The organism is Haloterrigena sp. KLK7 (assembly GCF_037914945.1).
GTDB lineage: Archaea > Halobacteriota > Halobacteria > Halobacteriales > Natrialbaceae > Haloterrigena > Haloterrigena salinisoli.
In genome coordinates this window covers 2,158,697-2,185,305 of the sequence record NZ_CP149787.1, presented here as the reverse complement: position 1 = coordinate 2,185,305, position 26,609 = coordinate 2,158,697, and the positions used below count along the sequence as shown (strand labels likewise).

Genomic DNA, 26,609 nt, shown 5'->3' with positions numbered 1-26,609 from the left:
CCCGCCTAGCAGGCCCGCAGGAATCGGGATGTGATCGCGGCGCGATAGCCGTTCGTGTATGGCAGAACCGACCACACTCGATGGCGAACGGCGCACCGAATCGGCGATCGAAAACGCGACCCGTCCGACGACCAATCGGAGCCTGCGCTGGGGCGCGTACCTGCTCGCCCTGTCGGGGGTCGGGCTCATCGCGAACGGAGCGGCGATGCTGTACCGGGTCGTCTTCGAACCCGGTTTCGAGTCGGGCGTCGAGACGCTGGGCGGCGTCACGCGGGGCGAACTCGCGACTACCCACCACGAGGTGGTCCACTACATCGACCACCTCCACGTCAACGTCGCCGGCCTCATGGCGGCCGTCGGGATCGCCGTGATCGCGCTCGCATGGTTCGGGGTTCGGCGCGGCCAGCGGTGGGCGTGGGCGACTGCAGTCGCCCTTCCCGCCGTATTCCTCGTGCACAGCCTCCCGGTGCACCAGACCGCCGGGTTCACGTTCGACGCGCTGGCCCATCTCGGACCGGGAATCCTCTGGCTGCCGGCACTGATCGCCGGCGCGGTGGTGGCCGACCGCGGGCTGCGATCGATCGACGAACCGGCGGACCGCGACGGGGCCCGCACCGGCTGACCGATGGTCGTCGCGTCTCGAGCGATGGCGCTCCGCCGACACTGACGCGATCGACCCGTCCCGTTCCTGCCGAGCCATCGGTCGACCGAATTCCGGCCCGGCCGCCGTCATCGGCCCGTCAGCACGGCCCGGACCGTGTTCGAGATCCGTGCCAGCAGCGGCGGTTCGTCGTCGGTCGACTCGCTCACCTCGGCCGTCGCCGGTGGCTCCTCGCGGGATCTCGGTTCGGGCTCAGGTTCGGACTCGGACGCTGCAGGTTCGGATTCGGGCTCGGACGCCGGCTCGACGGACCGCGACCGATCGTCGGTCGCTGCGGTCTCGCAGTAGGGACAGTCGTCGTTCTCGTCGGCGTAGTACGGTAACCCGCACTCGTCGCACGTCGCTCGCGATCGCGACGCCGATCGGGCGTTCGAGCGGGGCGATTCGTCTCCGGACGCGGATCCGCAGTACGGACAGGCACCGTTGTCGACGTAATACGGGAGCCCACACTCCTCGCACGTCGTCCGTTCCCCGAGCGCAGTGGTATCAGTACTCATGGCCCACTCGAATATCGCTCGAGAAGCGCAATATAGCCACAGTTCACCGCGACTGAACAGACGCGTTTCGGTGAACGTCGACCGGTTCGTCGAGGCCGACGCGTTTGTCGAGGCGTTCCCGGCGGAGAACCGCCGGACGATCGAACGGCGACTCAGCGGCGACTCGATAGCGAGACGTAGACCGATCCGATCGTCCCGGTCGCAGTCGGCGACCGCCGTATCGTCCGATCGAGCGCGATCGCGCGCGCAGTGAGATTTCGACCCGCGCGATGTGAAACCCCCTATAAAAACCTGCGAGCACACCGTCCCCATCGCCTGTCGACAGCTGCCGAACTACAACCGGGATGACAGATAATCGACGACCGACTGAGACGCGTTGACCTGCCCGAACAGCTCAGAACGATCGTAGAGACGACGTATACGTCGAGCTGGTCCGTCGAAACGCGCCTTCCTGTTCGATTCTCGAGTCGTCGAGAGAGGGTTCGTCGATCGACGAAAGTCCAATCGAAAGAATATGAGTTATCCGTTCGGAGTTCACCGGTCGAAACGGGTACCTACCGAAATCAACCATGTCTGGCAAATATGACCTCGTTATCGTCGGGGGTGGGATCAGCGGTGCATCGCTCCTGTACACCACCGCGAAGTTCTCCGACGTCGACTCCATCGCACTGATCGAGAAGGAACGGGAAATCGCGGCGATCAACACGAACCACACGAACAACTCCCAGACGCTCCACTTCGGCGATATCGAGACCAACTACACCCTCGAGAAGGCCGAAGAAGTCAAAGAGGGGGCGGAGCTCCTCGCGGGCTATCTCGAGAACCACGACGACGACCGCGAGATGCACGACAAGCGCAGCAAGATGGTGCTGGGCGTCGGCAAGGAGGAAGTCGCCGAACTCGAGCACCGCTACGAGGGCGAGGGCTTCGGCGATCTCTTCCCGAAGCTCCAGATGATCGAGCGCGAGGAGATCGCCGACTACGAACCGAAGGTCGTCGAGGGCCGCGACCCCAGCAAGGAGATGCGCGCGTTACAGACGCCGGACGGCTACGTCGTCGACTACGGCGCGGTGACCCAGTCGTTGGTCCGACAGGCCGAGGACGAGCCCAACGTGGACGTCTTCACCGGGACGAAAGTCGAGGACATCACGCCGACGCTCGACGGGTACACGATCGAGACGACCGACGGCCGGTTCGACTGTGAGGCCACCGTCGTCGCGGCCGGGTCGCACAGCCTCCAGATCGCGAAGGAACTCGGCTACGGCGAGGGCAAGGTGTTGCTCCCCATCGCGGGGAGTTTCTTCCTCGCGGACGACCTGCTCAACGGGAAGGTCTACACCCTCCAGATGAAGAAGCTCCCCTTCGCCGCGGTCCACGGCGACGCGGACGTCCACGACGACTCCATCACGCGGTTCGGGCCGACCGCGAAACTCGTCCCGACGCTCGAGCGCGGTCGCATCTCGACCGTCAAGGACTTCCTCGACGTGTTCGGACTGAACGCGGCGGCGTTCCTCAGTTACGCGAACATCCTTTCCGACCGGATCCTCCTGCCGTACGCCCTCCGGAACCTCGTGTACGACGTCCCCGAAGTCGGACCGCGACAGTTCCTCCCGCACGTCCAGAAGGTCGTTCCGAACGTCGAACTCGAGGACATCGAGCGCGCGAAGGGGTACGGCGGCGTCCGACCGCAGATCGTCGACACGAAGAACAAGTCCCTGGACATGGGCGAGGCGAAGATCGTCGGCGACGACATCATCTTCAACATCACGCCGTCGCCGGGCGCGTCGACGTGTCTGAAAAATGCCATGAACGACACCCAGAAGGTCCTGGAGTTCCTCGACGGCGACTACGAGTTCGACGAGGAGGCGTTCCGCGCGGACACGATCGGCAACTTCCCGCGCGCGAACTAGTCGACTGCGACTATCGACGGCGTCTGTTCTCCTCTCGCCGGCGTTCAGTCCGCAGCTTCGAACCCAACGCTTCGATCACCGTTCGCTGGCTCGGTCGTTCGAGGCGTCGTGACCGCGGCCTCGAGTCGCGAGTCGAGCGAACCGTGTGCGACCGCCCGTCAGTCCCACCAGTACGACGGCGTCAGGACGACCAGCACGGTGAGGATCTCGAGGCGGCCGATCCACATCAGAAACACCATGTAGAGCTTCGCGGCGTTCGAGAACGGGAGGAAGCTGTTCATCGGCCCGACGATGCCGAAGCCGGGGCCGATGTTCCCCAGCGTCGCGATGGTCGCGCTCATCACCTCGAGCGCGGTCAGATTTTCCTCGATCCGATGCGTGTCGAAGTAGAGGAGGATCGTCGAGACGGCGAAGAGGACGAGAAAGAGCAGCGTAAAGGAGAGCAGTCCGTGGATCGTCTCCTCGTCGAGGACCTCGCCGGAGACGCGGATCGGGAGCACCGCGTTAGGGTGGACGTCGGTGAGCAACTCGCGGCGGATGACCCGCTGGATGACGTACCAGCGGACGATCTTGATCGAGCCCGCGGCGGAGCCGACGGAGCCGCCGAGGAACATCGCGAACAGGAGAACGGTCTGGGTCGACTCGCTCCACGTGTTGAAGTCCATGCTGGCGTAGCCGGTCGTGGTGATAAACGCTAGCGACTGGAACAGCGCGTGCCGGGCCGACGCCTCGAGGTTGCCGGGAATGACGCCGACGTTCTCGGGGGTCACTGCCAGCCCGAGTCCGGTGACGAGGAACGCGAGCAGGACGGCGCCGACGAGCCCGACCAGTCCGACGTACGAGCGGAACTCGGCGTTCCCGAACAGTCGCTCCGAGCGCCCGTTGAACGCGTGCCAGAAGAGCGCGAAGTTGGTGCCGGCGATCAGCATGAACGGCATCACCGCCCACTGGATGAACGGACTGAACGCCTCGACGCTGCGCGCTTCCGGCGAGAAGCCCCCCGTCGGCATCGTCGTGAGGGCGTGCGCGACGGCGTTGTAGAGGTCCATGTTCGGCGCGAGCCCGACCAGATGGAGCGCGTAGTAGAGGCCGAAGGCGAGCACGGTAAAGCCGATGTAGATCCGCCACAGCGCACGCGCGGTCTCCCTGATTCCCGGCGAGAGGCGCTCGAGGCTGAAGCCGGGCGCTTCCTCCTCCATCAGTTGCGCGCCGCCGACGGACAGCTGCGGGAGGATCGCGACCATCAGAACGATGATCCCCATCCCGCCGAGCCACTGGGTCAGTTGGCGCCACATGAGAATCGATCGGGAGTGTCGCTCGAAGGAGATCTCACCGAGGACGGTCGACCCCGTCGTCGTGAAGCCGGACATCGACTCGAACAGCGCGTTCGTGGGTGAGGCGATCGTTCCCTGACCGGCGACCAGATAAGGAAGCATGCCGACCAGCGGGACGGCGAGCCACGTCAGCGCGACGAACAGGAACCCCTCGCGGCGGCCCAGCTCCGGTTCCGGGTGGAGCCGCTCGAGGCCGGCGCCGGCGGCGAGCGCGACGAGGATCGTAACGACGAACGGGAGGACGGACTCCCCGTAGATGACTGCGATCGCCAGCGGCAGGAACAGCGGAACGGTCGTATACTTGAGTACAGTTCCGACGAGACTCACCGAAACGCGGTAATCGACGTGGAGATCCATCGCTTTCGATGCGCGATATTTCGCGTGCCCAGTTATAAGAATCGCAGGCAGATCGGATCCGGCCCTCGATTTTCCCAGCGCCTCCGGTCTCGAGCGTCCGCAACGACAATGAGTCGATGCGACGCCGACGGGATTCACTCGCGGTACGGGTATCGCGGCCGAGTCCGTCGGAGAGCGTTTTCACTCGAGCGAGAACCCGGCGTCCGCGAGCGAGTCGGCGGCCGTCCAGTACTCCTCGATCGTTTCGTCGGCCCACGATCGGACCGCCGGATCGTCGGTGTCGATCGACGCCCGCAGGACGCCCTGCTCGTCGCGCAAGAGCAGGTAGACGACGTCGTCGAGGAGCATCACGGCGAGCGGGACCGTCCCGTCCCGAACGCGGATCGCGGTCCCGTCGGTCGCCAGCAGGACCTCGAGTCGGTCCCGAAGCTCCGCGTCGTCGACGAGGGCCTCGATCGCGCTTCGCGAGAAGACGCCCCGGAACGTCTGTTCCCCCGTTCCCGCGCGGTCCTGAACGACCGACAGCGTCTGTTCGTTGAACGCGTGCGAGACCGTCCGAACGTCGTCGGCGTCCTCGAGCAATTCGAGCAGCCGCGACAGCGGCGCGTTCGGGCGGGTCTGGCTGGGCGTGGTGATCGTCGCGTCGGCCAGCCGCCGGAGGTCGAAGGTCAGGTCCGCGCTCGGCAGGTAGTCGACGACCTCGCGGAGGCGCCGTTCGGTCTCGATGATCCGCTGGAGGTCGGTGATGCCCGACGCGACGAGTCGGCCCGTCGCCGTCGCGACGTACTCGCTGCCCTCTCGGCGAATCCACGAGCGCTCCCGAAAGTCGCCGAGAACCCGCCCCAGCGTCGCCTGCGAGGCCCCGGTCGCCGCGGCCAGTTCGTTACGGGTCTGGCCGCTCTCGGCGAGGGACTCGAGCACTTCGACGCGGTTGGCCGAGAGCGCGAGAAACTCGATCTCCTCGAGTGCCGATTCCATACGCTTCGTTCGCCTCCCTGCGGGAAAGCCGTTTCGCACCGTGAAATCATTTCACACCGTGATCGAGTGCATCGAGGGTGCACGGCTTTCCCCCGTCGTCGGTCCGCTCCCACCGGCCGCGACCTTTCTTGTCGTGAAATATTTTCTGAACGAAACTATATGGCCTGACCACCTACGTAGTTATATGATGATCCTCGAAGAATTTCTGCCGACTGACGATCCGTCGGCGACTTCTCTGTCCGATCGCACGGCTACGGTGGTGATCGACCAGTGATCGACCGTCGAACGCTCGCGTTCTTCGTCCTCTCGAGCGTCTTCTTCGGGGGAACGTTCGTCGCGGCGAAGGCCGGCCTCGAGTACTTCCCGCCGCTGCTGTTCGTCGCGATCCGGTTCGACGTCGCCGCACTGGTCATGCTGGGCTACGTCGCGCTCACCGTCTCGGGCGACGACCTCCTGCCCGAAACGCGGGGCGACGTCGTCGGGATCCTCGCGACGGGCGTCCTCGTGATCGGGCTGGCGAACGCGCTCCTGTTCGTCGGCCAGCAGTACGCGACCAGCGCCGTCGGCGCGATCGTCTTCAGTCTCAACCCGATCCTGACGCCGGTGTTCGCGGCCGTCCTCCTCTCCGACGAGCGACTCTCGCGTCGCGGCGCGGTCGGGATGGGGCTCGGACTGCTCGGCGTCGCGCTCGTGGTCAGCCCCGACCCCGCGGCCCTACTGGGCGGCGACGCGATCGGCCGCGCGATCCTCTTCGGCGGTGCGATCAGCGCCGCGCTGGGCGCGGTACTCATCCGCCGGGCGGGGTCGACGGCCACGCTCTCGAGTACGGTCCGGATCGCGTGGGGGCTCCCGCTCGCGGCGGCCCTCTGTCACGGCTTCGCCTACTCGACCGGCGAGTCGATGGCCGCGATCTCGTGGACCACGGAGGCGCTCGTCGCGCTGGGCTACGTCAGCGTTATCGCCGGCGTCCTCGCGTACATCGCCTACTTCGGGCTGCTCGAGGCGACCGAGGCGACCACGGCGAACCTGATCTTCTACGTCGTACCGGTCGTCTCGACGCTTGGCGGCTGGGCGATCTTAGACGAGACCATCGCGCCGTCGGCGATCGCCGGCTTCCTGACGATCTTCGTCGGCTTCGCCGTCATCGGCAGCGACTCGATCGACGTTCGCTCGCGGCTGCCCGGCCTGACGGCCGGCGCGACGACCCCAGAAGACGCCGCGTGCGTCACCGAGGAACCGCGGGGCTACCGGAGCGACTGAGCGGCCGCACGCGCGCTATTCTCAGTCTCGGATGCTAATTGAAAACGCTCGCTCGTCTCTTGCGGCTTGGTTAGATTTAGCGGTCCAAACGTAACTACTGGTGGCCTGTCGGCGTGTAGTTACAACTGGCGCTACGAGCGTTATCTGACGACGCGTCCGGCGACTCGTCCCCCTCGAGCGATATCGAATCCCCCGACTCGAGTCCCGTTCTGCATGAGAGCGCCGGCAGACCGCTCAACCCTGCGGTTCTCGTAGCGTGGATACTCGCCGCCCCTCTGAGTCCCCTTCTCGCGCTCGGAGGCGCCGGCACCACACCGTATCCATGGCCCTCGCATCCTACGAACTCCACGACCGACTCGACCGACTCTCCTCGGCCTCGGCCGACCGCGATATCCTCGTCAGTCTCGCCGTCCCGCCGGAGGAGACGATCGGCGAGGCCCGCCAGCCCGTCGAGACCGACTACGCGGAGGCGAGCCAGCTCGACGAACAATCGTTTCCGAGGCCGCTCACCGACGCGCTGGAGACCGTCCGGAGCGAACTGAACGAGTACGACGAGATCCCGGAGAACGGGCTGGCGATCTACGCCGGCGTTCCCGACGGCGACCTCGTGTCGGTCGTCTTCGACGATCTGCCGGTCCCCATCGACGACTCGATCTACTGCCACGCCAACGAGTTCGACCTCGAGCCTCTCGAGGAAGTCACCGAGCCCGAGTCGACCCACGGGCTACTGGTCGTCGAACGCGGCGGCGCCGCGCTCGGCGTGCTCGACGACGAGGGCGTCGAGCCCCTCGAGAGCTTCGAGAGCGAGGTCCCCGGGAAGTCGAGCGCGGGCGGCCAGTCCGCCGAGCGGTTCGAACGCGACCGCGAACGCCGGAAACGGGAGTTCTTCGACGAGGTCGCCGACCGCGCCGAGCGGACGTTCCTCGGCGACGACCCCGTCGACGGCGTCCTGCTGGGTGGGACGACGGGCACCGTCGAGACGTTCCGGGACGAGGCCGACCTCGATCACCGCCTCGAGGACCGGATCGTCGGCGAGTTCGCCGTCGAGTACGCCACGCGACAGGGACTGGAGCAGCTCGCGGCGAAGGGCCAGGAGGCGATCGACGAACGCGACCGGGACGACGCGCGCGAGGCGCTCGGCGAGTTCTTCGATCGGGTCGGCGGCGACGATCCCGTCGCCTACGGCCGCGAGGAGGTCGACGACGCCCTCGAGTTCGACGCGGTCGAGACGCTGCTGCTCTCGACGGGACTGGACGGGGAGCGACTTCAGGAGCTCGGCGATCGAACCGAGCGACAGGGCGGTGAGACCGTCGTCGTCCCCGACGACTTCCCCGACGGCAACCGGTTCGCCGAGGCGTTCGACGGGGTCGGGGCGCTGTTGCGGTTCCCGATCGACTGAGTGGATAGCGGGCCGAATCTCTCGCGGACGTCGAGACGGACGGAGCTGGCGCAGTCCGAGAACGTATCCACCCATATTATCGCATGTGAGTTGTAGATGTTGATGAACTAGGTCCCGGACAGACCGAATTCTTAAATGTGGCAGTCGCAATTGGATTGGTAATGGATGGGCCAAATTCCTTTGGGGAAATACTTTTAGTGGAAGATAACCCCGGTGACGTCCGACTGACGAAGGAGTTGCTGAAAGAGGGCGGGTTCGAGCCGACCATCCACGTCGTCTCCGACGGGCCCGACGCGCTGGAGTTCCTCCACCAGCGCGGCGATTACGCCGACGCCCCGCGGCCGGACGCGATCCTCCTCGATCTGCATCTCCCGCGGATGGACGGGGAGGAAGTCCTCGAGGAGATGGACGAGGACGTCAGGGACGTTCCCATCATCGTCCTCTCGGGCACGCAGCAGGAACAGGTGTTCGAGGACGACGACATCGCGGCCGCCGTGGACGCCCGGGTGGAGAAGCCGCTCGATCCGGACGAGTTCACTGCCATCGTGCAGTCGCTGTCGGAACAGCCCGCCGAATGATCGCGATCGCTCTCTCGTCTCTCTAAAATCCCGGCGGTTGCAGGCACTACGCGCTTTACTCGCGATCCGGGAGCGTCCTGTATGTGTGCGACCTTCAGCGACGACGACGTCGGGAAACCCGTCGAGCGAGCCGACGGGAAGGTGATCGGGACCGTCGACGCGATCGAGGGGGACCGGGCCCGGGTCGAGCCCGCTCCCGACGCGCTCGACTCGATCATGGCCCGGTTCGGCTGGGACGATATCGTCGACGAACCCTTCATCCTCGAGGCCGACGCCGTCGACGCGGTTTCGGACACGCGAATCCACCTCACAGAGGGATTTTCGCCACAAGAGTCGGGAACGGAGGCCGCGGGAGACCGGACCGAAAGCAGGGATAGCCCACAGAACCGTCCGGATCACTGAAAGCGAGGGCGTTCCGGACTGGCGGCCCTGACGAATGCAGGCACCACTGGCTTCCCGAGAGTGGTGGTAGCGCCACCCATGTGCGCAACGTTTTCGAACGGCGACGTCGGGAAGTCCGTCGTGAACGACAACGGCGAGGAGGTCGGCGTCGTCGCGTCGGTCGAAGGGGACGTCGCTCACGTCAGACCCGAAACGGACGCGGTCGACTCGGTGAAGTCCTCGATCGGCTGGGAGGGCGTCGCCGACGCCGTTCAACCGCTCGACGCCGACGCCGTCCGCGAGATCACCGACCACGCCGTCCGCCTCGAGGGCGACCTGCCGTCGGTCGACGAGCGGGACCTCGAGGCGGCCGTCGATTCGAACACCGGCGGCGACGCGGACGACCAGCGGACCGAGCCCGCCGGCGGCTCGGCCGGCACCGAGGAGACCGACATCGCCGAGGCCCTCCGCGACGAGACCGACGAGGAGCCCCTCGAGGAGACGGACGCCGTCGACGGGGACGGGACGAACGCGGACGACGAGCGCGGGAGGAACGCGAACGGCGCGGACGAGGCGAACGCGAGCGACGAACCCGAGACGGGCCGCGACCGACCGAGCGATCGCGGCCTCGAGGCCGATCCGACGGAACTGGCCCGACAGGAGCGCGAGGGCGGCACCCGGCCGGGCCCGTCGGTCGAGCCGACCGACGAGTTCGAGTCGACCGACGCCGCCGTCGACCCGAACGCGGAGATGAACGCGACCGACGCCGACGTCGATCGGGACGACGATTTCGAGTCGACCGACGCCGAAGTCGATCGAATCGGCGAACCGCGACGGACGGACGCCGCGGTCGATCCCGGCGAGCGGCCCCGTGGGTCCGACGTCGATCCGGAGCCCGACGCCGACCGCGACGCGACGTCGGAGCGCAACGGGCCGACGACCGAGGACGCGGGACGGACGGACCTCGAGGACGGTCCCGAGACGGAGCGACTGAGCGATGGGGACGAAGACGCCGACGGAGATGAGGGCCGGCGCGAAAACTGATTCGAGCGGTCGCTCTCGTCGATTCTTCGGTTCGGACCGGAAACTCCCGTCACAGCTTCGCCGTATCTCGCCGGCCCGGACACTATAGGCCGCCGGCTGATAGGAGGGCTATGTTCGGTCGAGACAGCGAACGCGGACGGAGCAACGAGGGTATCGACGTCGCCGGCGCGGGAAACGACCAGTCGATCGTGTTCGTCCACGGCGCCATGTTCACGCGGAAGATGTGGCTCCCCCAGCAGCGGGAGCTATCGTCCGAGTATCGCGTCGTCACGTTCGATCTGCCCGGTCACGGCACCGACGGCGACGAGCAGTTCCGGATGGAGCCCGCGGTCGATCGCCTCGAGCACGTGATCGACGAGTACACCGACGGGAACGCGGTGGTGGTCGGGCTCTCGCTGGGCGGTTACGTCGCAACGGAGTACACCGCTCGCCGTCCAGAGACGGTCGACGGGCTGGTGCTGTCGGGCTCGAGCGTGAACCCGGTCGGCGGGATGGAGACGCTCACGCGGGCGACCGGGGCCATCCATCGACTCGCCACGAAACCCGACATCGGCTGTCGGGCCGTCGAGAAGCTCGGCTACCGCTGGGTTCGCAACCGCGAGCTCCCCGCGGACATCGAACGGGAGATCATCGACTCGGGCATCTACCCGCGGGAGTTCGGCAACGCGGGCCCGTTCATCGCGGGCGAGGACTTCCGGGGGAAGCTGTCGACCTACCCCGGGCCGACGCTCGTGCTCAACGGGGAGAACGACAAACTCATGCGCCGCGGCGAGCGGGAGCACGCGGCGGCGGCCCAGGACGGTCGCGTCGAGGTGCTCGCCGGCGTCGGCCACATCTGTAACCTCCACCGTCCGGAGACGTACACCGACCGGGTTCGGAACTTCGTGCGCCAGCGCGCAGTCGCACGGCGCTGAGTCGAACGGCGTCGGTGCCGAGAACGGACGAGGGAGTCGATCGAAAGCGAGTCGGGATCGGATCGGAGCCGGTCAGGAGCGGCGCTCGCCGACCATGTCGCGGACGCGGCCGGGGAGACCGAGAACGGAGATGCCGAAGCCGAACAGCACCATCAGCACGTAGACGCCGAGCGTCGACGTCCAGACGACGAGCATCGCGAGAATCGCCCAGCCGCCCTCGAGGAAGTAAAACGCCCCGATGGACATCGCCGTCCCGTAGAGCAAGACGAGGTACGGCCCCCAGTCGGTGGCGTGGCCGCGCCGCTGCTTGCGGCGGACGTAGCGCTTGAGTTCGCTCTCGAGGGACTCCTTCCTGACGGTGCGGCGTTCGACGTTGTCCTCGAACGAATCGACTCGATCGCGCAGGCGTTCGATCTCCTCGCGAAGCGCTTCGGGATCCTCCGATCGATCCCGCGTGCGGGCGCTTCGACGGCGGCTCGATCCCGCCTCCGTCGATTCCGTGGCCGTCCCTGCGCGATCGTCCGTCGCCCCCTCGTCGGCACCCGTGGCGTCGTCGGTCATCGCTTCTGTCGAAAGCTGTCGATGGCCGGGACTTTGTAGCTGCCGATCCACTTCACGGTCGGCGAGGACCGCGTTGAGGACGGCGCCGAAGACGAGGATGATCGAGCCGAGGTACAGCCAGGCGAGCACGAGAAAGACGGCTCCGAGCGCGCCGTAGACGACGTAATCGCCGGCGAACGCGGCGTAGAGGGAGAACGTCCGGCTCAGGACGTACCAGCCGACGGCGGCGACGAGCGTCCCGGGAAGCGCCTCCCGGATACCGACGTCAGCGTCGGGGAAGACGACGTACAGCGGCAGGAAGGTCACGATCAACCCGAGCACGACGAGGATCGGGCCGAGGACGGTCGCCCCCACGAACGGGACGTACCGGATCAGTAACTCGAGGACGCCGACGAGCGCGAGTCCGCCCGCGATCGCGAGGAAGACGATCATCGCGTCCCAGAAGGTGTCAAACAGCGACTTCGATCCGGCGGTGCCGTACACCTGCGAGAAGGCCCGATCGAGACCCCGAAGTACGCGACTCGAGCCCCACAAGAGTCCGAGCGCGCCGATGACGGTCGCGCTCTGGCGGCCGGTGTCGTCGAGGACCGTCTCGGCGAGCAGTTCCCGGGCCGACTCCGTGAGGACGTCGGTGGCCGCGGCCGTCAGCTGCTCGGCCAGCGCCTCGCCGCCGATCGAGGCCGCGATCCCCAGCGCGAGCAACATCAGCGGCACGAGCGAGATGAATCCGTAGAAGGCGACGCCGGCCGCGAGCAGCGTCAACTGCTCGCTGCGAGCGAGCCGAACGGCGTCGCCCGCGAGTTCGAAGTCGAACGTGCGGTCGATCACGGGTCGAAATTGGCGACGGCCAGCGCCATATGCGACGGTGTGGCACTGGCTTGCACACTCGACGGTACCGTCACGGATCGTGACGAAATCGATCGGTCAGCGCCCGTCGCTCCGTCGAGACCCAGTGCGTCTCGCCGTCGAGACCCGAAATTTCTTCTCTCTGTCACATCGATCGTACGTATGGAACAACGACGTTGTCCCGACTGTGGCGTGACGATGGAACCCGTTCCCGTTCGCGACGGTGAGAGCATGGGGCTCTCGATCGCGACCGGCGAGCGAGGGGGACTGCTGGGCAAACTCGGGTTCAAGAACAGGGCGAAGCTGCAGGGCGTCTGCTGTCCCGAGTGTCAGCTCGTTCGGTTGTACGCCGAGGAGGAGTGACGCCCTCGAGTCGACGGGTCTGGGACTCGAGTCGACGGCTCGGGAGGCAACGGGACTCGATCAGGGTCACTCGAGGCTGGCTTCGGTCGCCGCGCGGATCTCGCCGACGCTCGCGTCGGTCTTGAACGTCGTTCCGCCGTAGTGGGCCGGCGAGGCCGCGTAGCCCGCGTTCCGGAGGTCCGCGAGGAAGTCGTCCATCGCGTTCGCGGGCACGCCCCAGTTCTTGCAGAGCTTGTGCTGATCGTAGTGGGTGGGTTCGTCGAGTTCGGCCTCGAGCGTTTCGCAGAGTTCTCGGCCCTTCTCTGCGGTGCCAAAGGCGTCGGGGATCGCCGCGCGGACCTCGGCGACGAACGCGGTGTCCTGAACCGGGCCGAGCCAGATCGGGCCGGCGGTGAGCAGTCGGTCGCCACCGCAGTGGGGACAGCTCTCGAGGGGGTCGGCGACCAGCCCGTGCTCGGCCTCGCGGTAGAGACAGTCCTCGCAGTGGGAGAGGTGGCCGAGGTGCTCGAGTGCGGCGTCGGCCGCGCTCGCCTTCCGGTCGAGCTCGAGGTAGGTCCGGACGTAGTGACTGGTCGCGTGGGTGAGGATCGGTTCGACGCCGACGTCGAAGCGGGCGCCGCTGCGGGCGAGCGCGGAGATGAGGATTCGGACGCCCATCTCGGGGTGGTAGTCGGTGTTCTGTGGCACCGCACTGTAGGAACGGACGCCGCTGTTGAAGTGGGCGCCACACAGCGGCGCGGTGTCGGTCGCCGTCACGCAGAGGAGGTCCCGACAGCGGGCGAAGGCCGCGTCGGCGAAGGGCATCGGCGTCCCGTAGGGATCGAGATCGATCACGTCGAACATCTCGTCGTGCATGAGCGCGTTGACGTTGCGGTGTTCGACGCGCGCCTCGTCCGCGAGGTCGTTTCGCTCGAGGTTCTCCCGCGCGAGGTCGACTGCGTCTTCCTCGAGATCGCAGCAGGTGACGTCCCAGCCGTCGGCGGCCGCGCGGATCCCGCGGACGCCGCTGGCGGTCATCGCGTCCAGATACGTCTCGGCGCGCTCCTCGCGCTCGCGGAAGGCCCGCAGCGTCGCGATCGTCAGATCTCGGTTCAACTCCTGTCTGGGGTTGTAGAACACCGCCTCCTCGACGCCCTCGGTCTGTTCGCCGGGGACCTCGAGGTCGATCCCGCCCTCGGTGACGCGCATACCCCCTGTCGACGGGCGACCGCGAAAAACGCCGTGGTCTGTGGCGGCCGCGTCGCTCCCTCTCGTCCGCGAACGGCGCTCGATGCGAGTAACCGCGGCTTACCGGCCGATCCCGTTCTCCGTAGTATTTTCCTAGCGAGCGGTCTCGGGAGACGATCGTCCACTGGTAGTCGGGATACCCATGAGATCGTCGTTGAAATCGGCCTTTCAGTTACTTCCTCAGTGCAAAGCATTTTGTACCCGACGGTCCTTCCGTTCACATATCGATGCCTCGGGATACCGTACCACAGCTCGAGTCGCGAACGCTCACGTCCTCGGCCGCCGCGAATCGAACGGAGCGGATCGGTTCGTGACCGACCCGTCAGCCGACGACCGGTCCGGCGAGGGCGCGGACGACGACCGGCTCCGAATCGCCCTGTTGAACGCGGCGCACAAACGCGAGAGCACGCGGCGGAACTTCGAGCGGGAACTCGACGCGGAACTGGTCGAGTTCCACTGCCCGTCGGGCGAACTCCCCGAGACGTTCGCGTTCGACGCCTGCGTCGTCACCGGCTCGAGCGCCTCGGTCTACTGGGACGAGCCGTGGATCGGCGCGCTGAAGGAGTGGGTCGGCGAGGCCGTCGCGGCCGGGCTGCCGTTTCTGGGCGTCTGTTACGGCCACCAACTGCTCGCGGACGTGCTCGGCGGCCGCGTCGAGGACATGGGCGAGTACGAGATCGGCTACCGATCCGTCGAGCACGACGGAGCGAACCGGCTGCTGACTGGCGTCGACGAGGACTTCACCGTCTTCACCACCCACTCCGACCGGGTGGCCGCGGCGCCGCCGGGCGCGACGGTGTTCGCCCGGAACGAGTACGGCATCCACGGCTTTCAGCGGGACCGCGTCTTCGGCGTCCAGTTCCACCCCGAGTACGACATGACGACGGCCGAGCGGGTGACCGCCGGAAAGGACGGCGACCTCGAGCCGGCGCGGATCCAATCGGTCCTCGCGGGGATCGACGCCGAGCGATACGAGGCCGCCTGCGAGGCCAAACGCCTGTTCGATAACTTCACCGCGTTCGTGCGCGAGCAGCGGGACGTCGGTCGCGGTGCCGACATCGGAGCCGGTTCCGGGACCGATGCCGCTGCGACCGTCGACGTCGATACCGTCGACGTCGACACCGCCGTCGACGCCGCGGCCGAGTCGCCCCTCGAATCGCCGGCCGACTCGAGCACGTCGTCCTGAGTCGGCTCTGCGAACCGTTGGCGTCGCCTCGAGCCGAGAGAACGGGTCGCGATCGACAGCGGACGACGTGATCTCACTCGCCGCGGTCGGGGACCGCCGGCAGCGTCACCGAGAACGTCGACCCCTCGCCGGGCTCGGAGTCGACCCAGATCTCGCCGTCGTGGCGCTCGACGATCCGCCGGCAGAGCGCGAGTCCGAGCCCGGTGCCGTCGTGCTCCTCGCGGCCGTGGAGCCGCTGAAACACGCGGAAGATGCGCTCCTGATCGTCCGGGTCGATGCCGATTCCGTTGTCAGAGACCGACACCGTCCAGCGGGTGCCGTTCTGCTCGGCAGTGACCCTGATCCGAGGCGGTTCGTCGCCGCTGTACTCGACCGCGTTCGAGAGCAGGTTCTGGAACAGCTGGCGTAACTGGCGGCCGTCGCCCTCGACACGAGGTAGCGTCCCGATTTCCACGGTGGCGTCGTGCTCCTCGAGTCGGAGTTCGAGGTCCCGGCGAACGTCCGCGAACACCGACTCGAGATCGACGGGTTCGAACGGATCGCCCTGCGTCTCGACGCGGGAGTACTCGAGCAGCCCCTCGATCATCTCGCGCATGCGCTCGGCGCCGTCGACGGCGTACGCGATGAACTCCCGACCGTCCTGATCGAGTTCGTCACCGTACCGATCTTCGACGAGCGTGAGGTAGCTCGTGATCATCCGCAGCGGCTCTTGCAGGTCGTGGCTGGCGGCGTAGGCGAACTGCTCTAAGCGCTCGTTCGACGCCTCGAGTTCGCTGTTGGTCTCCTCGAGGCGCCGCTTTACCTCCTGTAGCTCCCGATTGCGCCGCTTCACTTCGAGCGCTTGCGTCTTCGCCAGCGCGTCGTAGACGCCGACGCCGAATCCCGCGGCGATTCCGAACGCGGAGAGGACGAGCGCGGCCTGTGACGGATCGTTGACGCCCTTGGCGGGCTCGAGTTGGTAGAGTGCGAGCATGCTGAGCAGCAAGAGGAGCCCACCGAAACACCAGCGTGCGACCACGGGATAGAACCGCGGGCGGATGTCGGTTCGCGGTAACCGATACCCGCCGTAAAGGAGTACCAGCCCCGGAATCCCGATGAAGGCCGCGACGAGCATGACGTTCGACGCCGGTTTGCCGAGGTTCAGTTGACCGATCGACCACCCGATCGCGAGGACGATATATAGGGCGCCGAGCGATGCGATCAGGGGTCTCCCCCCGACGGTAGCCGTCTTCTGGTCCCCCTGATCCATTACCTCTACTGGAATCGCGCGCTCTATTTCTGGATTGCGGTTACTCGAGGATTACGGGTACTCGAGGGCCGATTATCGTTCCCAGCGGCCGCTCATCAGGCGGTCTCGCGAACGGTCGACCGCCGGTCGAAGCGGGGCCGACCCGGTGCGAACTATCCCTCGAATCACACCGCCTGCCCGAACCCCGTTCACACCGCCCGACCGGTCGTCGCGGCACAACAACCAAACCGATTTTACAGTTGGGTGCACAGTTGCGGTCGTGCCGGAGGCCAACCCAGTCGAGCGATGGCAGGCGGACCTCGAGGAGACCGGCGAGCTCACGCCCGAGATCGTCGAGCGAATCTCCCGGGTCCACGGCGACCGCGGGGTCCGCGCGATCGAGGCGGTCGGCGAGAACCGGGTGAAGGCCTACCGCGATTTCACGATCGTCGTCGGCTACGAGGACGAGTACATCGTCGAGGACGGCGGCTGTACCTGCAAGGACAGCGAGTATAACCTCGACGCCGACGACCCGACCGAGCAGTGCTGGCACGCGCTGGCCGTCGCCATCGCGCGCCGGGTCGGCCACGTCGACTACCACGACATGTGGTACTCGGAGGTTCGGGAACTGCTCTGAGAGACGCGTCTGACTAGTTTTCTCTCGTCGGTGTCAGTACAATGCTCACCATATCACGTCGATCGGTACCCGTCTTGCAATGGCGCGCGCTGAACTGCGCCGAACGGACCGTGAGGCGCAGTTCGAACTCGTGCGAGGTCTTCGCGAGTTTCACGAGCGAAGGCTTGTCAGAGCTTGCTCTGACTGTGGATGAGTGAGCGACTGGCGCGGGACCGGAGGTCCCGCGAACCGTGCGAACAGTGCGGGACCGAAGGTCCCGCATACCGTGCGAACGGCGCTCCACGCCGTGAGCAGACGAAGGGAGCGAACGAATCGGCTGGGGAGGGTGTGGCACTCACCGTTGCCACGATAGCAGAACGCTCGAGGCCGATCGACTCCGAAGTCACCAAGCGGATACCGGAGAACGAGAGGCGCGAGTATCCATCATACCCGAGTCGCTGACGTATCGCTACTCGGACTCGTTGCAGGCGGCGATGATGACCTCGGGATCGTCGATCAGCCGGTTTTCCATGTAGTTGCCCTTCCCCTTCCCGGCCCACTTGCGCTCCTGATCGATGATCGAGAGGAACTCGAGTTCCGAGAGGATGTCCCGGATCCGGCGCAGTTTCAGGTGCTCGGAGCCGTCGCGGTCACAGAGCCGCTTGTAGAGGTCGTAGACCTCGTTGGTCGTCACGGGCGCGTCGTCGCCCTCCTTCTGCTGGGTCAACAGCGCCATCGCCTCGAGGACGAGTTTCGCGTGACTGGGGCTCTTGGAGATGAGTTCGGCCAGCCGGCTGGTCTCCTCGCGCTCGTGGGCCTGATCGACGCAGGACTCCGTGACGCGCTCGAGGGCGTTCTCCTCGGCGATCTCGCCGGCGAATCGGAGGATGTCGATCGCCTTCCGCGCGTCCCCGTGTTCCCGGGCCGCCAGCGCGGCCACGCGGGGGATGACGCCGTCCTCGAGGACGCCCTCGTGGAACGCGTCCGATCGGGAGCGGAGGATCTCACGGATCTGGGTGGCGTCGTACGGCGAGAAGACGTACTCGCGCTCGCAGAGGCTGGACTTGATCCGTTCGTCGAGCGAGTCCTTGTAGCGGACCTTGTTCGAGATACCGATGACGCCGACCGTGCTCTCGGTGAGTTTGCCGGATTCGACGGCTCGCGAGAGCTGCATCAGGATGTCGTCGTCCTCGATCTTGTCGACCTCGTCCAGGATGATCAGGGCGACGTCGTAGCGGGTGTCGACGATGTGCCACAGGCGCCGGTAGTACTCGGCCGTGCTCAGCCCCGAGTGGGGGATCGAGACGTTCGTCGCGGACTGGTCGTTGAGCTGGTGGCCGGCCGACTGGACGGCCTGGGTCTCCGTCGACTCCTGCAGGCAGTCGACGTACGCGACGCCGATCGAGACGTCGTTGCCCTCCGCGCGTTCGATGGCCTGGTTCGTGATGAACTTCGAACAGAGGGACTTCCCGGTTCCCGTCTTCCCGTAGACGAGCACGTTGTTCGGCGTGTTCCCCCGCGTGGCGGGTTTGATCGCGTTCGCGAGGTTCGTCAGCTCGTCCTCGCGGCCGATGATCCGATCCCCGTCGGGGAGGTGCGAGACCTGCAGGAGCTCCTTGTTCCGGAAGATCTCGTTCTCGCTGCCGAAGTAGTCCATCGAATCCGACATTCAGTTACTCGAGAGAGCGCGCTACGATACCTTAAACGTACGGAACCTGAGTGCCGCTGTATACGCTCGGTTTCGTCTCGAGAGGTACTCATCGAGGGAGAAACACACCCCACGGTGCCGCTGTATAGGCGAAAACCCATCCCTCAGTTCCGCTGTATGGCCGTCTCGAACGTCCTGTACCGATCATCGGGACTCAGTGGGGAGACGCGAGAGCACGGGAAACCCCGGAGTGCCGCTGTATAGCCGGGACCACACCCCTCGGTTCCGCTGTATAGCGACGCCGATTCACCGCGTCGCTCGTCGGGGGACCCCGGAGTGCCGCTGTATGGCGGGAGGTCACACGCGGCGATCAACAACCGGCCACCGATCGGGATACGCGGGGTCGAACGACCGTCACTGGCGGAAGCGAGTCAGGCCCGGTGAACGGAACGGTTACCGTAGTTCCGCTGTATCGGATAAAAAGAGTTTCTATCGAAACTGAGCCGGTCGGTTTCCACACCGGGGTGCCGCTGTATGTGGAGACACACACCCCGCGGTGCCGCTGTAACGAGTTGACGGTGGGTGTCGACTCGAAGCGGAGGTGGGGCGAGGGAGGATGGGGCGGCCCGCGGTGCGGTCGGTGACGCGGAACGACGTTCTCGAGCGGAATGCCGACAGAGTCAGCCAGAATCAGTGAGGGATTCGGCGATTGCGGCCACCGTTCGGTAACGGTACACTGATCGAGAACAGCGGGATGAGTTCGTCTCGAGCGACGAGTCCACGTCCAATACCGATTGGACGTATCCTCGTCCAATACACTCAATGGACGTTGACACAGAACTAGTACTTAATAACAGTGATTGGTGTTAGCCACGGATCATCGATCAGAAGCCGTTCAGCAGTCGATAGCAGCCGGGTTCGGTGATCTCTCGAGAGATGACCACTCTCCCGAATCTATACAGCGGCAACGAGGGGTGTGTCTCTGAAGACCCGATCATCGATCCGGTCCCGATCCACTGGCGACAGCTATCGATACGAATCCTTCAGACGCCGACCCTTCAGACGCCGACAAACGATCGAACCGGACGGTCGTCCCGAACTACTCCTCGGCACAGATCTCGACGAAGTTCCGTAGAATCTGCAGTCCCGTCTCACTCGCCCACCTTTTTCCGCTCGGGTTCGTTCGCGCTGCTCACTCACCACTCGCGCAAAAATCTGTCTAGCGAAAGCGAAGCTTTCGCTGACCTTCGCTCACGATGTTCGCGAAGAGACCAAAAACCGCTCACTCTCGCTGGTCGTTCGCGGTCGATTATTCTCGACTGCAGATCTCGACGAAGTTCCGCAGAATCCGCAGTCCCGTCTCGCCGCTCTTCTCGGGGTGGAACTGCGTCCCGAAGACGGTGCCCGCCTCGTTGGCGACGATCGAGGGGAACTCGCGTTCGTAGTCGGTCGTCGCGACCGCCGCGTCCTCGTCGTCGGGCACGGCGTAGTAGGAGTGGACGAAGTAGGCGTACTGGCCGTCGACGCCCTCGACGAGGGGGTGCTCGCGCTGGACGTCCAGTTCGTTCCAGCCCATGTGGGGGACCTTCTGACCCTCTGCAAACCGGACGTTGGTGCCCGGGATCAGGTCCAGCCCCTGCACGGCCGACTCGCCGTCGTTCTCGCCCTCCTCACTGGTCGTCAGCAGCATCTGCATCCCGAGGCAGATCCCGAACAGCGGGGTACCGCTCTCGGCGACCTCGAGGAGGTCCTCACGGAGCGGATCGGCGTTCTCGACGCCCTCGCGGAACGCCCCGACGCCGGGGAGGACGACGCCGTCCGCGTCCGCGAAGGCGGCCGGATCGTCGGTGATTTCGACGTCGGCGCCCGCGCGCTCGAGACCGCGGGTGACGCTCCGGAGGTTCCCCAGCCCGTAGTCGACGACGACGACCGAGGCGAGGGACTGCTCGCTGGAAGTCGAAAGCGTGCTCATACCGGTACTCCGTGTGGCGCGTTGAAGTCAATTACTGTTCGCTCACTCTCGAGTCTCGGGTACAGATCGAGTACTCTCGAGCGCTGACGGACTGCTCTGGCCGATCGCGGACTGCTCTGGCCGATCGCAGCGCAGACACTCAGAAGCCGTCGAGTCGCGTCTGGCCGCTGTCGCCGTCGCCGACGTCCGCCAACTCCGCCGCCCGCTCGAGCGCGTCCTCGAAGGTCTCCTCCTGGCTGCGATCGTACAGCGTCGCCGCCGGGTGGACGCAGAGGAGCACCCGCCGCGGCGACCCGTTGATGCGGACCTCCTCGAGGGAGCCGGCCTCCTTGGTGACCGCCACCGAGCGGTCGAGCAGGTGCTCGCTGGGGACCTTTCCCAGCGTGACGATCACGTCCGGATCCAGCCGATCGATCTCGGTCTCGAGGTAGCCTCGGCAGTTCGCGAGTTCTTCCTTCGATGGGTCGCGGTTCTCCGGCGGCCGACAGCGCACGCAGTTGGTGATGCGGATGTCCGACCGATCCAGGCCGACGGTCCGGAGACCGTCGTCGAGGACGGTGCCGCTGCGGCCGACGAACGGCTCGCCCTTCTCGTCCTCGTTCGCGCCCGGCCCCTCGCCGACGAACAGCAGATCGGCGTCCTCGGGCCCGGCGCCGTTGACGATCCGGCTCCGGGAGTCCACGAGCTTCGGACAGCGCGTACACTCGGTCACGCAGAGCCCGTCCATCGCTTCCGACTCGTCCATACGGTGTGGGACAGGCGGTCGCCTCCTACGTCTTTCGGGTCTCGCTTACCGGAGCCGTTCGGGTGCAGGTCGTTCGAACCAAGGCTACAGTCGACTTCGCTACACACGATACGGTGAAAGCCCCTTTCAGTCCCACCCAGCGGTGGCTAGTCGGGGCTGCTATTGCCCATCCGATTACACTCGAGCTACGTCGAGTCCTCTTCCTCGGTCTCGAGCGCGTCGGCGTACGAATCGCCCGCTCGAGCGGCCGCGCTCGCGACCCGAATCGGCTCCGGACGACCGCCTTCGGGTGTGAACGCCCGAACGACCTCGGCGGCCTCGTCCTCGTCACAGCCCAGCTGGCGCACGTAGACGGTCTCGTCGTTGACCGACAGGTCGCGGCGGTCGGGCAGCGAGCGATAGGTCGCGAGACGCTCCTCGAGGTCGGAGCCGGAAAAGGCGTCTCGGAGACCGGCCTCGAGGCCGTCACTCACCTCGAAGGTGACGGCGATCACTGGCCGGTCGGCGGCCTCGTGAATACGAGTACAGTCGAGAAGGTTGTACCACGCGGGTGCGACGGCGCCGAGCAGGACGTACTGGACGTCGGGCCGACCCAGTTCGTCGATCAGCTCGCGGACGGCGTCGGTCGCGTCGGTTCCGCCGACGGTACACCGACGGTAGGCGAGGCCGTCGACGACCCGGTCGGCGCGGACGACGGCACCGGCGAGCGTGCTCCGGTCCGCGTCGCGACGAAACGATTCGGCGATACCCAGCGCCCGCACCCCGGGCTTCATCAGGTCTCGTCTTTGATCTCCTGCAAGCGATCGAGTAACTCGTCGCTGGACGCACCGTTTTCGAATTCGATCGTCCCTTCGTGGCTGTTTTCACCGGATTTCACCGCGTCATCGTCGTCAAAATCAGCGTCGACTTCTTGTTGCTCGGATTCGTCGTAGCTCCCGAATCCCATACGGTGTCATCTTTGGGATTCCGATTGAAAAATCTCGTGGTTACCTGTTTATTTCCGTTTATGTCGCCGCTAGACGACGCTCTGGTCGTCGGCTCTCGCCCGGCAAACGCCGCGACCAGTCCGCGACGGCACCGTTTTTGGGGCCGGCCCTCGAGCCATCGCGTATGGAGGTCCATCACGTCACCGAGGACGCGGAGACGTTCACCTGCAACGCATTCCTCGCCGTCGGCGAGGACGGAGCGACGACGCTGGTCGACGCCGGCGCGTGGGACGGCATCGTCGACGAGATCCGGAGCCACGTCGACGACGTCGATAGCGTGGTCGTGACTCACCAGCACGGCGATCACGTCGAACGGCTCGCGGCCGTCGTCGACGCCTTCGATCCCGAGGTCTACGCCTACGACGACCATCCGACCCGCACGGAGGCGCTCGAGGACGGCGACACGGTACCGATCGGCGACGAGGAATTCGACGTGGTCTACACGCCCGGTCACGCCGACGACCACGTCTCCTTGGTCTCCGAGTCGTCGCTGTTCTCGGGCGACGTGGTCGTCCACGACGACGGGGCGTTCGACTACGGCAGCTTCGGCCGCACCGACATGGCCGGTCAGTCCCGCGAGCGACTCATCGAGAGCATCGAGGACCTGCTCGAGCGCATGCCAGAGGGCGTCGAACACATGTACGCGGGCCACGGCGGCGTCTTCCACGGGAACGTCCGCGACGTCGTGGAAACCGCGCTCGAGCGGGCGGAGAAGCGAGAGCCGAAGTATCCCGACGAATAGTACCGCGAACGAACGGAGTGAGTGAGCGGCTTTTTGGTCCAGATTTTTCGAGTGGTTCGACCGAACGAAGTGAGGGAGGACCCGAAGAACAAAGGTGGGTGCGAGACGGCGCTCGAGCGGGCGGAGAAGCGGGAGCCGAAGTATCCCGACGAGTAGACCGCGCTCGACTCGGGTTTACTCGAGCCCGAATCTGCTCGAGCCCGGGTTTCCATTGGTACAGTTGCCACTCGAGAGAAGTTCGGTAAGAGAACGAAAACGGAGAGCCCGCGTTATGCCGCGCGCGGTTCCTTCGCCTTGGGACGGAGGTTCTCGTAGCCGCACTTCCGACAGCGGTCGGCTCGCTTCGGGTTGCGAGCGTTACAGCGCATGCAGATCATCTTCTCGAGCGTCCGTTTCTCGGCGGCGTCGAAACTTGGCATGTCGCCCCGTTCGCCCGTGGTGCATATAATCGCTGTGATTGTGTGGTCCTGTCCCAGCGGTTCGGCCATCGGTCATCGGCATGCCTCGGCCATCGGTCCTCGACATGACTCGGCCATCAGCCCTCGATATGACCGGCGGTCACTCCTCGTCGGCCAGGTACTCCTCCTGGACCGCGACGACCTCGCTCGAGTCGGCACACTCGCTGTAGCGGCGCAGCGGTTCCTCGTTGAGCGTCAGGAAGGTCTCGCCCCAGCGGAACGGCTCGAGCAGTTCCTCGGCCCGTTCCCGATCGCCGAAGATGCAGCAGGCGGCGGCCAGCGCCTCGACGGTGGTCAGCCGGAACGGCCGCCCGTAGTTGACCGGGTTCGCGGCGACGAGGAAGGGAAGCGCCCGGTGGACGCCGCGCATCTTGAACGACGCGGCCTCAGCGGACTCCCACGAGCAGTCCAGCGCGACCAGCGTCCCCAGCCCCTCCTCGGCGTCGGCCGGCGACAGCGCCCGCTCGGCGTGGGGGTTGAGGACGACGCCGTAGGGCACCTGCCCCATCGAGCGGTAGAGGGTCGCCTCGTCGAACTTCTCGAGGCGCTTGGCGGTGCACTTGTTCGGGTCGTCGTCGCCCTCGTAGTAGACGTGACACTCCACGCTCGAGGATAGGGCGTACCGGGAGAAAAGCGGCCCGAATCGACCCCCGAAGCGCGCCGCGAACGCGTCACCTTTTCCGGTCGGGGGCAAACGGGACGGTATGACCGGAGATTCAGCGAGGGAGCCGAACGATCCATCGGGGAATCCGGACGGCGAGTCGGACGCCGCGTCGCTCGTCCGCGACTACTACGACGCCCTCGACGACCACGACTACGAGGCACTCGAGGCCCTCCTCGCGCCCGACTTCGTCCAGCGGCGGCCGGATCGGACGTTCGAGGACCGCACGTCGTTCGTCCGCTTCATGCGCGAGGAGCGGCCGAATCCGGACACCAGTCACGAACTGCTCGCGGTCGTCGCGGATGACGACACGGTCGCCGCCCGCGGCCGCGTTCGCGATACCGGATCGGAAACCGCACTGTTCGAGTTCGCCGATTTCTTCGCGATCGAGGACGACCGAATCGGGCGACTCGAGACGTACTCCCGCTGACCGCTCGAGAACGATCGAGTCGGCGAGAGGCTCGCGCGTTCGTTCACTCGCAGCCAAATTTCATCGGGGGCCGGCCGATTTCTTTTCCGCGGGAGTCGCGTACCGCGGGCAATGTCGCCGGATCTCTCGATCGAGGCGGACTGGAACAGTCTCTACATCGACGGCGAGTGGACGACCGCGGAGAGCGACGAGGAGATCGCGGTCGAAGACCCGTCGACGCGCGAGGAGATCGCCCGCGTTCCCGCGGCGAACGAGGCCGACGTCGACGCGGCCTACGAGGCCGCCGCGGACGCCCAGACGGAGTGGCAACAGGCTCCACCGATCGAACGCGAGCAGGTCGCCCAGCAGTTCGCGCAGTTGCTGGGCGAGTACGAGGACGAGATTTCGGACCTGTTAGCCCACGAAGCAGGCGGCGGACCGATCATGGGTGAGACGTCCGTCAGCATCGCCTCGGATCAGGCCGCGGAGGCGGCCACGTTCCCGCGGCGGATGAAAGGCGAGCGGATCGACTCGAACGTTCCCGGCAAGGAGAACCTCGTTCGACGGGAACCGCAGGGCGTCGTCACCGTCATCTCGCCGTGGAACTTCCCGCTGAACCTCTCCGGACGCGCCATCGCGCCGGCGCTGGCGACCGGCAACGCCGTCGTCCTCAAGCCCGCGTCGAACACGCCGATCACGGGCGGGCTCCTCATGGCGAAGCTGTACGAGGAGGCCGGACTGCCGGACGGACTGCTCAACGTCGTCACCGGGCACGGCTCCGACATCGGCGACGCCGTCGTCGGCCATCCCGAGAGCGACCTCGTCGCCTTCACCGGCTCGACGCCGGTCGGCCGCGGCGTCGCGGCGACCGCCGGCGAGAACCTCTCCGAGATGGCGCTGGAACTGGGCGGCAACAACGCCCACATCGTCACGGCCGACGCCGACGTGGAGCGAGCGGTCGACTCGGCGGTCTTCGGCTCGTTCGTCCACCAGGGGCAGGTCTGCATCTCGATCAATCGCCACCTCGTCCACGAGAGCGTCTACGACGAGTACGTCGAACGCCTGACCGCGCGGGCGGAATCCCTGCCGACCGGGAGCGCCCACGACGAGGAGACGGTCGTCGGCCCGATCATCGACGAGGGCCAGCGCGACGAGATGCTCGAGTACGTCGAGGAGACGATCGACCAGGGGGCGACCCTCGAGACCGGCGGCGGAACCGTCGCGATGGACGGAGTCGAGGACTCGCTGCTGGTCGCGCCGACGGTCATTTCGGACGCGACCAACGACATGTCCGCGGCCTGTAACGAGCACTTCGGGCCGATCGCACCCGTCATTCCGTTCTCCGATATCGACGAGGCGATCGAGATGCACGACGCCACCGAGTACGGGCTCTCGGGGTCGGTCCACGCCGGCGACGTCGGCACCGGGATGCGGATCGCCGAGCGGATGGACACCGGGAACGTCCACGTCAACGACCAGCCGATCAACGACGAAGCCCACGTCACGTTCAGCGGGACGAAGGCCTCCGGCGTCGGCAGCTACAACAGCACCGACGTCATGGACGAGGTCACCGAGAAGAAGTGGATCTCCCTGCAGCACGACGAGCGGGAGTATCCGTTCTGAGGTGCTACGCTAACAGAAGTACACC

General features: G+C 66.1%; 27 protein-coding genes. 14 read left to right on the top strand and 13 right to left on the bottom strand.

Annotated features, from left to right (window positions below):
* The first annotated feature begins 58 nt into the window (after positions 1–58).
* The gene (locus WD430_RS10715) at positions 59–622 is read left to right on the top strand and encodes a hypothetical protein (protein WP_339102445.1); all 564 of its coding nucleotides are present in this window, start codon (positions 59–61) and stop codon (positions 620–622) included.
* A 107-nt stretch (positions 623–729) separates the two neighbouring features.
* On the opposite strand, the gene WD430_RS10710 is transcribed toward WD430_RS10715, so the two are convergent.
* On the bottom strand, positions 730–1,158 hold the full coding sequence (locus WD430_RS10710) for a hypothetical protein (RefSeq protein WP_339102444.1): 429 nt from the start codon (positions 1,156–1,158) through the stop codon (positions 730–732).
* Positions 1,159–1,727: 569 nt separating this feature from the next.
* Here WD430_RS10710 and WD430_RS10705 point away from each other — a divergent pair.
* Complete coding sequence (locus WD430_RS10705) at positions 1,728–3,068, top strand: FAD-dependent oxidoreductase (RefSeq protein ID WP_339102443.1); 1,341 nt, start codon at positions 1,728–1,730, stop codon at positions 3,066–3,068.
* A gap of 158 nt (positions 3,069–3,226) precedes the next feature.
* Here WD430_RS10705 and WD430_RS10700 read toward each other — a convergent pair whose 3' ends face one another.
* Both WD430_RS10700 and WD430_RS10695 read right to left on the bottom strand, forming a co-directional pair.
* Entirely contained in the window at positions 3,227–4,759 is a 1,533-nt protein-coding gene (locus tag WD430_RS10700) for a TrkH family potassium uptake protein (RefSeq protein WP_339102442.1), read from the bottom strand.
* Positions 4,760–4,939: 180 nt separating this feature from the next.
* Positions 4,940–5,737: an ArsR family transcriptional regulator gene (locus tag WD430_RS10695; RefSeq protein ID WP_339102441.1), complete on the bottom strand. Its 798-nt coding sequence runs from the start codon at positions 5,735–5,737 to the stop codon at positions 4,940–4,942.
* A 270-nt stretch (positions 5,738–6,007) separates the two neighbouring features.
* Between WD430_RS10695 and WD430_RS10690 the strand changes: the two genes are divergently transcribed.
* The 6 genes from WD430_RS10690 (at position 6,008) to WD430_RS10665 (ending at position 11,313) form a co-directional block, all read left to right on the top strand.
* Positions 6,008–6,997 (top strand): EamA family transporter, encoded by a 990-nt coding sequence (locus tag WD430_RS10690; protein WP_339102440.1) that lies wholly within the window; start codon positions 6,008–6,010, stop codon positions 6,995–6,997.
* Positions 6,998–7,319: 322 nt separating this feature from the next.
* The gene (locus WD430_RS10685; protein WP_339102439.1) at positions 7,320–8,396 is read left to right on the top strand and encodes a Vms1/Ankzf1 family peptidyl-tRNA hydrolase; all 1,077 of its coding nucleotides are present in this window, start codon (positions 7,320–7,322) and stop codon (positions 8,394–8,396) included.
* A gap of 161 nt (positions 8,397–8,557) precedes the next feature.
* The gene (locus WD430_RS10680; protein ID WP_339102438.1) at positions 8,558–8,974 is read left to right on the top strand and encodes a response regulator; all 417 of its coding nucleotides are present in this window, start codon (positions 8,558–8,560) and stop codon (positions 8,972–8,974) included.
* An 81-nt stretch (positions 8,975–9,055) separates the two neighbouring features.
* Complete coding sequence (locus tag WD430_RS10675; protein WP_339102437.1) at positions 9,056–9,376, top strand: hypothetical protein; 321 nt, start codon at positions 9,056–9,058, stop codon at positions 9,374–9,376.
* Between the two features lie 78 nt (positions 9,377–9,454).
* On the top strand, positions 9,455–10,399 hold the full coding sequence (locus WD430_RS10670; protein WP_339102436.1) for a hypothetical protein: 945 nt from the start codon (positions 9,455–9,457) through the stop codon (positions 10,397–10,399).
* Between the two features lie 110 nt (positions 10,400–10,509).
* A complete protein-coding gene (locus WD430_RS10665) occupies positions 10,510–11,313 on the top strand; it encodes an alpha/beta hydrolase (protein ID WP_339102435.1) in 804 nt (267 codons plus the stop codon).
* A gap of 72 nt (positions 11,314–11,385) precedes the next feature.
* Here the strand turns inward: WD430_RS10665 and WD430_RS10660 are convergent, their stop codons facing one another.
* Positions 11,386–12,702 carry a YihY/virulence factor BrkB family protein gene (locus tag WD430_RS10660; RefSeq protein WP_339102434.1) on the bottom strand — a complete coding sequence of 439 codons (1,317 nt, stop codon included), beginning with the start codon at positions 12,700–12,702 and terminating at the stop codon, positions 11,386–11,388.
* A 180-nt stretch (positions 12,703–12,882) separates the two neighbouring features.
* Between WD430_RS10660 and WD430_RS10655 the strand changes: the two genes are divergently transcribed.
* On the top strand, positions 12,883–13,083 hold the full coding sequence (locus WD430_RS10655) for a hypothetical protein (RefSeq protein ID WP_339102433.1): 201 nt from the start codon (positions 12,883–12,885) through the stop codon (positions 13,081–13,083).
* A gap of 66 nt (positions 13,084–13,149) precedes the next feature.
* Here WD430_RS10655 and WD430_RS10650 read toward each other — a convergent pair whose 3' ends face one another.
* Positions 13,150–14,271: a tRNA (guanine(26)-N(2))-dimethyltransferase gene (locus tag WD430_RS10650; RefSeq protein ID WP_339102432.1), complete on the bottom strand. Its 1,122-nt coding sequence runs from the start codon at positions 14,269–14,271 to the stop codon at positions 13,150–13,152.
* 349 nt (positions 14,272–14,620) lie between these two features.
* On the opposite strand from WD430_RS10650, the gene WD430_RS10645 reads away from it, so the two are divergent.
* A complete protein-coding gene (locus WD430_RS10645; RefSeq protein WP_339102431.1) occupies positions 14,621–15,496 on the top strand; it encodes a type 1 glutamine amidotransferase in 876 nt (291 codons plus the stop codon).
* A 73-nt stretch (positions 15,497–15,569) separates the two neighbouring features.
* On the opposite strand, the gene WD430_RS10640 is transcribed toward WD430_RS10645, so the two are convergent.
* Positions 15,570–16,745 carry an ATP-binding protein gene (locus WD430_RS10640; protein WP_339102430.1) on the bottom strand — a complete coding sequence of 392 codons (1,176 nt, stop codon included), beginning with the start codon at positions 16,743–16,745 and terminating at the stop codon, positions 15,570–15,572.
* 259 nt (positions 16,746–17,004) lie between these two features.
* On the opposite strand from WD430_RS10640, the gene WD430_RS10635 reads away from it, so the two are divergent.
* Positions 17,005–17,361, top strand: a complete 357-nt coding sequence (locus WD430_RS10635) for a hypothetical protein (RefSeq protein WP_339102429.1) — start codon at positions 17,005–17,007, stop codon at positions 17,359–17,361.
* Positions 17,362–17,809: 448 nt separating this feature from the next.
* Here the strand turns inward: WD430_RS10635 and WD430_RS10630 are convergent, their stop codons facing one another.
* The 5 genes from WD430_RS10630 to WD430_RS10610 all read right to left on the bottom strand — a co-directional run bounded on the left by WD430_RS10630 (position 17,810) and on the right by WD430_RS10610 (position 22,651).
* On the bottom strand, positions 17,810–19,009 hold the full coding sequence (locus WD430_RS10630; protein ID WP_339102428.1) for an orc1/cdc6 family replication initiation protein: 1,200 nt from the start codon (positions 19,007–19,009) through the stop codon (positions 17,810–17,812).
* Between the two features lie 1,288 nt (positions 19,010–20,297).
* Positions 20,298–20,960: an imidazole glycerol phosphate synthase subunit HisH gene (gene hisH, locus WD430_RS10625; protein ID WP_339102427.1), complete on the bottom strand. Its 663-nt coding sequence runs from the start codon at positions 20,958–20,960 to the stop codon at positions 20,298–20,300.
* Positions 20,961–21,099: 139 nt separating this feature from the next.
* Positions 21,100–21,705 (bottom strand): uracil-DNA glycosylase, encoded by a 606-nt coding sequence (locus WD430_RS10620; RefSeq protein ID WP_339102426.1) that lies wholly within the window; start codon positions 21,703–21,705, stop codon positions 21,100–21,102.
* Positions 21,706–21,890: 185 nt separating this feature from the next.
* Entirely contained in the window at positions 21,891–22,478 is a 588-nt protein-coding gene (locus WD430_RS10615) for a DUF99 family protein (RefSeq protein WP_339102425.1), read from the bottom strand.
* Complete coding sequence (locus tag WD430_RS10610; RefSeq protein WP_339102424.1) at positions 22,478–22,651, bottom strand: DUF5786 family protein; 174 nt, start codon at positions 22,649–22,651, stop codon at positions 22,478–22,480. Before WD430_RS10610 ends, WD430_RS10615 begins: the two co-directional genes overlap by 1 nt.
* 164 nt (positions 22,652–22,815) lie before the next feature.
* Here WD430_RS10610 and WD430_RS10605 point away from each other — a divergent pair, with 164 nt between their 5' ends.
* Positions 22,816–23,433, top strand: coding sequence for an MBL fold metallo-hydrolase (locus WD430_RS10605; RefSeq protein ID WP_339102423.1), 618 nt, complete (start codon positions 22,816–22,818; stop codon positions 23,431–23,433).
* Between the two features lie 269 nt (positions 23,434–23,702).
* On the opposite strand, the gene WD430_RS10600 is transcribed toward WD430_RS10605, so the two are convergent.
* On the bottom strand, positions 23,703–23,852 hold the full coding sequence (locus WD430_RS10600) for a 50S ribosomal protein L40e (protein ID WP_339102422.1): 150 nt from the start codon (positions 23,850–23,852) through the stop codon (positions 23,703–23,705).
* A gap of 139 nt (positions 23,853–23,991) precedes the next feature.
* A complete protein-coding gene (locus WD430_RS10595) occupies positions 23,992–24,495 on the bottom strand; it encodes a DUF367 family protein (RefSeq protein ID WP_339102421.1) in 504 nt (167 codons plus the stop codon).
* 100 nt (positions 24,496–24,595) lie between these two features.
* On the opposite strand from WD430_RS10595, the gene WD430_RS10590 reads away from it, so the two are divergent.
* Positions 24,596–24,982 (top strand): nuclear transport factor 2 family protein, encoded by a 387-nt coding sequence (locus tag WD430_RS10590; protein ID WP_339102420.1) that lies wholly within the window; start codon positions 24,596–24,598, stop codon positions 24,980–24,982.
* Positions 24,983–25,093: 111 nt separating this feature from the next.
* The gene (locus WD430_RS10585; RefSeq protein ID WP_339102419.1) at positions 25,094–26,584 is read left to right on the top strand and encodes an aldehyde dehydrogenase family protein; all 1,491 of its coding nucleotides are present in this window, start codon (positions 25,094–25,096) and stop codon (positions 26,582–26,584) included.
* Positions 26,585–26,609: the final 25 nt, after the last annotated feature.

Coding starts and splice junctions, on each gene's coding strand:
- WD430_RS10715 (WP_339102445.1), top strand. CDS start 59: ATGGCAGAACCGACCACACTCGATGGCGAACGGCGCACCGAATCGGCG.
- WD430_RS10710 (WP_339102444.1), bottom strand. CDS start 1,158: ATGAGTACTGATACCACTGCGCTCGGGGAACGGACGACGTGCGAGGAG.
- WD430_RS10705 (WP_339102443.1), top strand. CDS start 1,728: ATGTCTGGCAAATATGACCTCGTTATCGTCGGGGGTGGGATCAGCGGT.
- WD430_RS10700 (WP_339102442.1), bottom strand. CDS start 4,759: ATGGATCTCCACGTCGATTACCGCGTTTCGGTGAGTCTCGTCGGAACT.
- WD430_RS10695 (WP_339102441.1), bottom strand. CDS start 5,737: ATGGAATCGGCACTCGAGGAGATCGAGTTTCTCGCGCTCTCGGCCAAC.
- WD430_RS10685 (WP_339102439.1), top strand. CDS start 7,320: ATGGCCCTCGCATCCTACGAACTCCACGACCGACTCGACCGACTCTCC.
- WD430_RS10680 (WP_339102438.1), top strand. CDS start 8,558: ATGGATGGGCCAAATTCCTTTGGGGAAATACTTTTAGTGGAAGATAAC.
- WD430_RS10675 (WP_339102437.1), top strand. CDS start 9,056: ATGTGTGCGACCTTCAGCGACGACGACGTCGGGAAACCCGTCGAGCGA.
- WD430_RS10670 (WP_339102436.1), top strand. CDS start 9,455: ATGTGCGCAACGTTTTCGAACGGCGACGTCGGGAAGTCCGTCGTGAAC.
- WD430_RS10665 (WP_339102435.1), top strand. CDS start 10,510: ATGTTCGGTCGAGACAGCGAACGCGGACGGAGCAACGAGGGTATCGAC.
- WD430_RS10655 (WP_339102433.1), top strand. CDS start 12,883: ATGGAACAACGACGTTGTCCCGACTGTGGCGTGACGATGGAACCCGTT.
- WD430_RS10650 (WP_339102432.1), bottom strand. CDS start 14,271: ATGCGCGTCACCGAGGGCGGGATCGACCTCGAGGTCCCCGGCGAACAG.
- WD430_RS10640 (WP_339102430.1), bottom strand. CDS start 16,745: ATGGATCAGGGGGACCAGAAGACGGCTACCGTCGGGGGGAGACCCCTG.
- WD430_RS10630 (WP_339102428.1), bottom strand. CDS start 19,009: ATGTCGGATTCGATGGACTACTTCGGCAGCGAGAACGAGATCTTCCGG.
- hisH (WP_339102427.1), bottom strand. CDS start 20,960: ATGAGCACGCTTTCGACTTCCAGCGAGCAGTCCCTCGCCTCGGTCGTC.
- WD430_RS10620 (WP_339102426.1), bottom strand. CDS start 21,705: ATGGACGAGTCGGAAGCGATGGACGGGCTCTGCGTGACCGAGTGTACG.
- WD430_RS10615 (WP_339102425.1), bottom strand. CDS start 22,478: ATGAAGCCCGGGGTGCGGGCGCTGGGTATCGCCGAATCGTTTCGTCGC.
- WD430_RS10610 (WP_339102424.1), bottom strand. CDS start 22,651: ATGGGATTCGGGAGCTACGACGAATCCGAGCAACAAGAAGTCGACGCT.
- WD430_RS10605 (WP_339102423.1), top strand. CDS start 22,816: ATGGAGGTCCATCACGTCACCGAGGACGCGGAGACGTTCACCTGCAAC.
- WD430_RS10600 (WP_339102422.1), bottom strand. CDS start 23,852: ATGCCAAGTTTCGACGCCGCCGAGAAACGGACGCTCGAGAAGATGATC.
- WD430_RS10590 (WP_339102420.1), top strand. CDS start 24,596: ATGACCGGAGATTCAGCGAGGGAGCCGAACGATCCATCGGGGAATCCG.
- WD430_RS10585 (WP_339102419.1), top strand. CDS start 25,094: ATGTCGCCGGATCTCTCGATCGAGGCGGACTGGAACAGTCTCTACATC.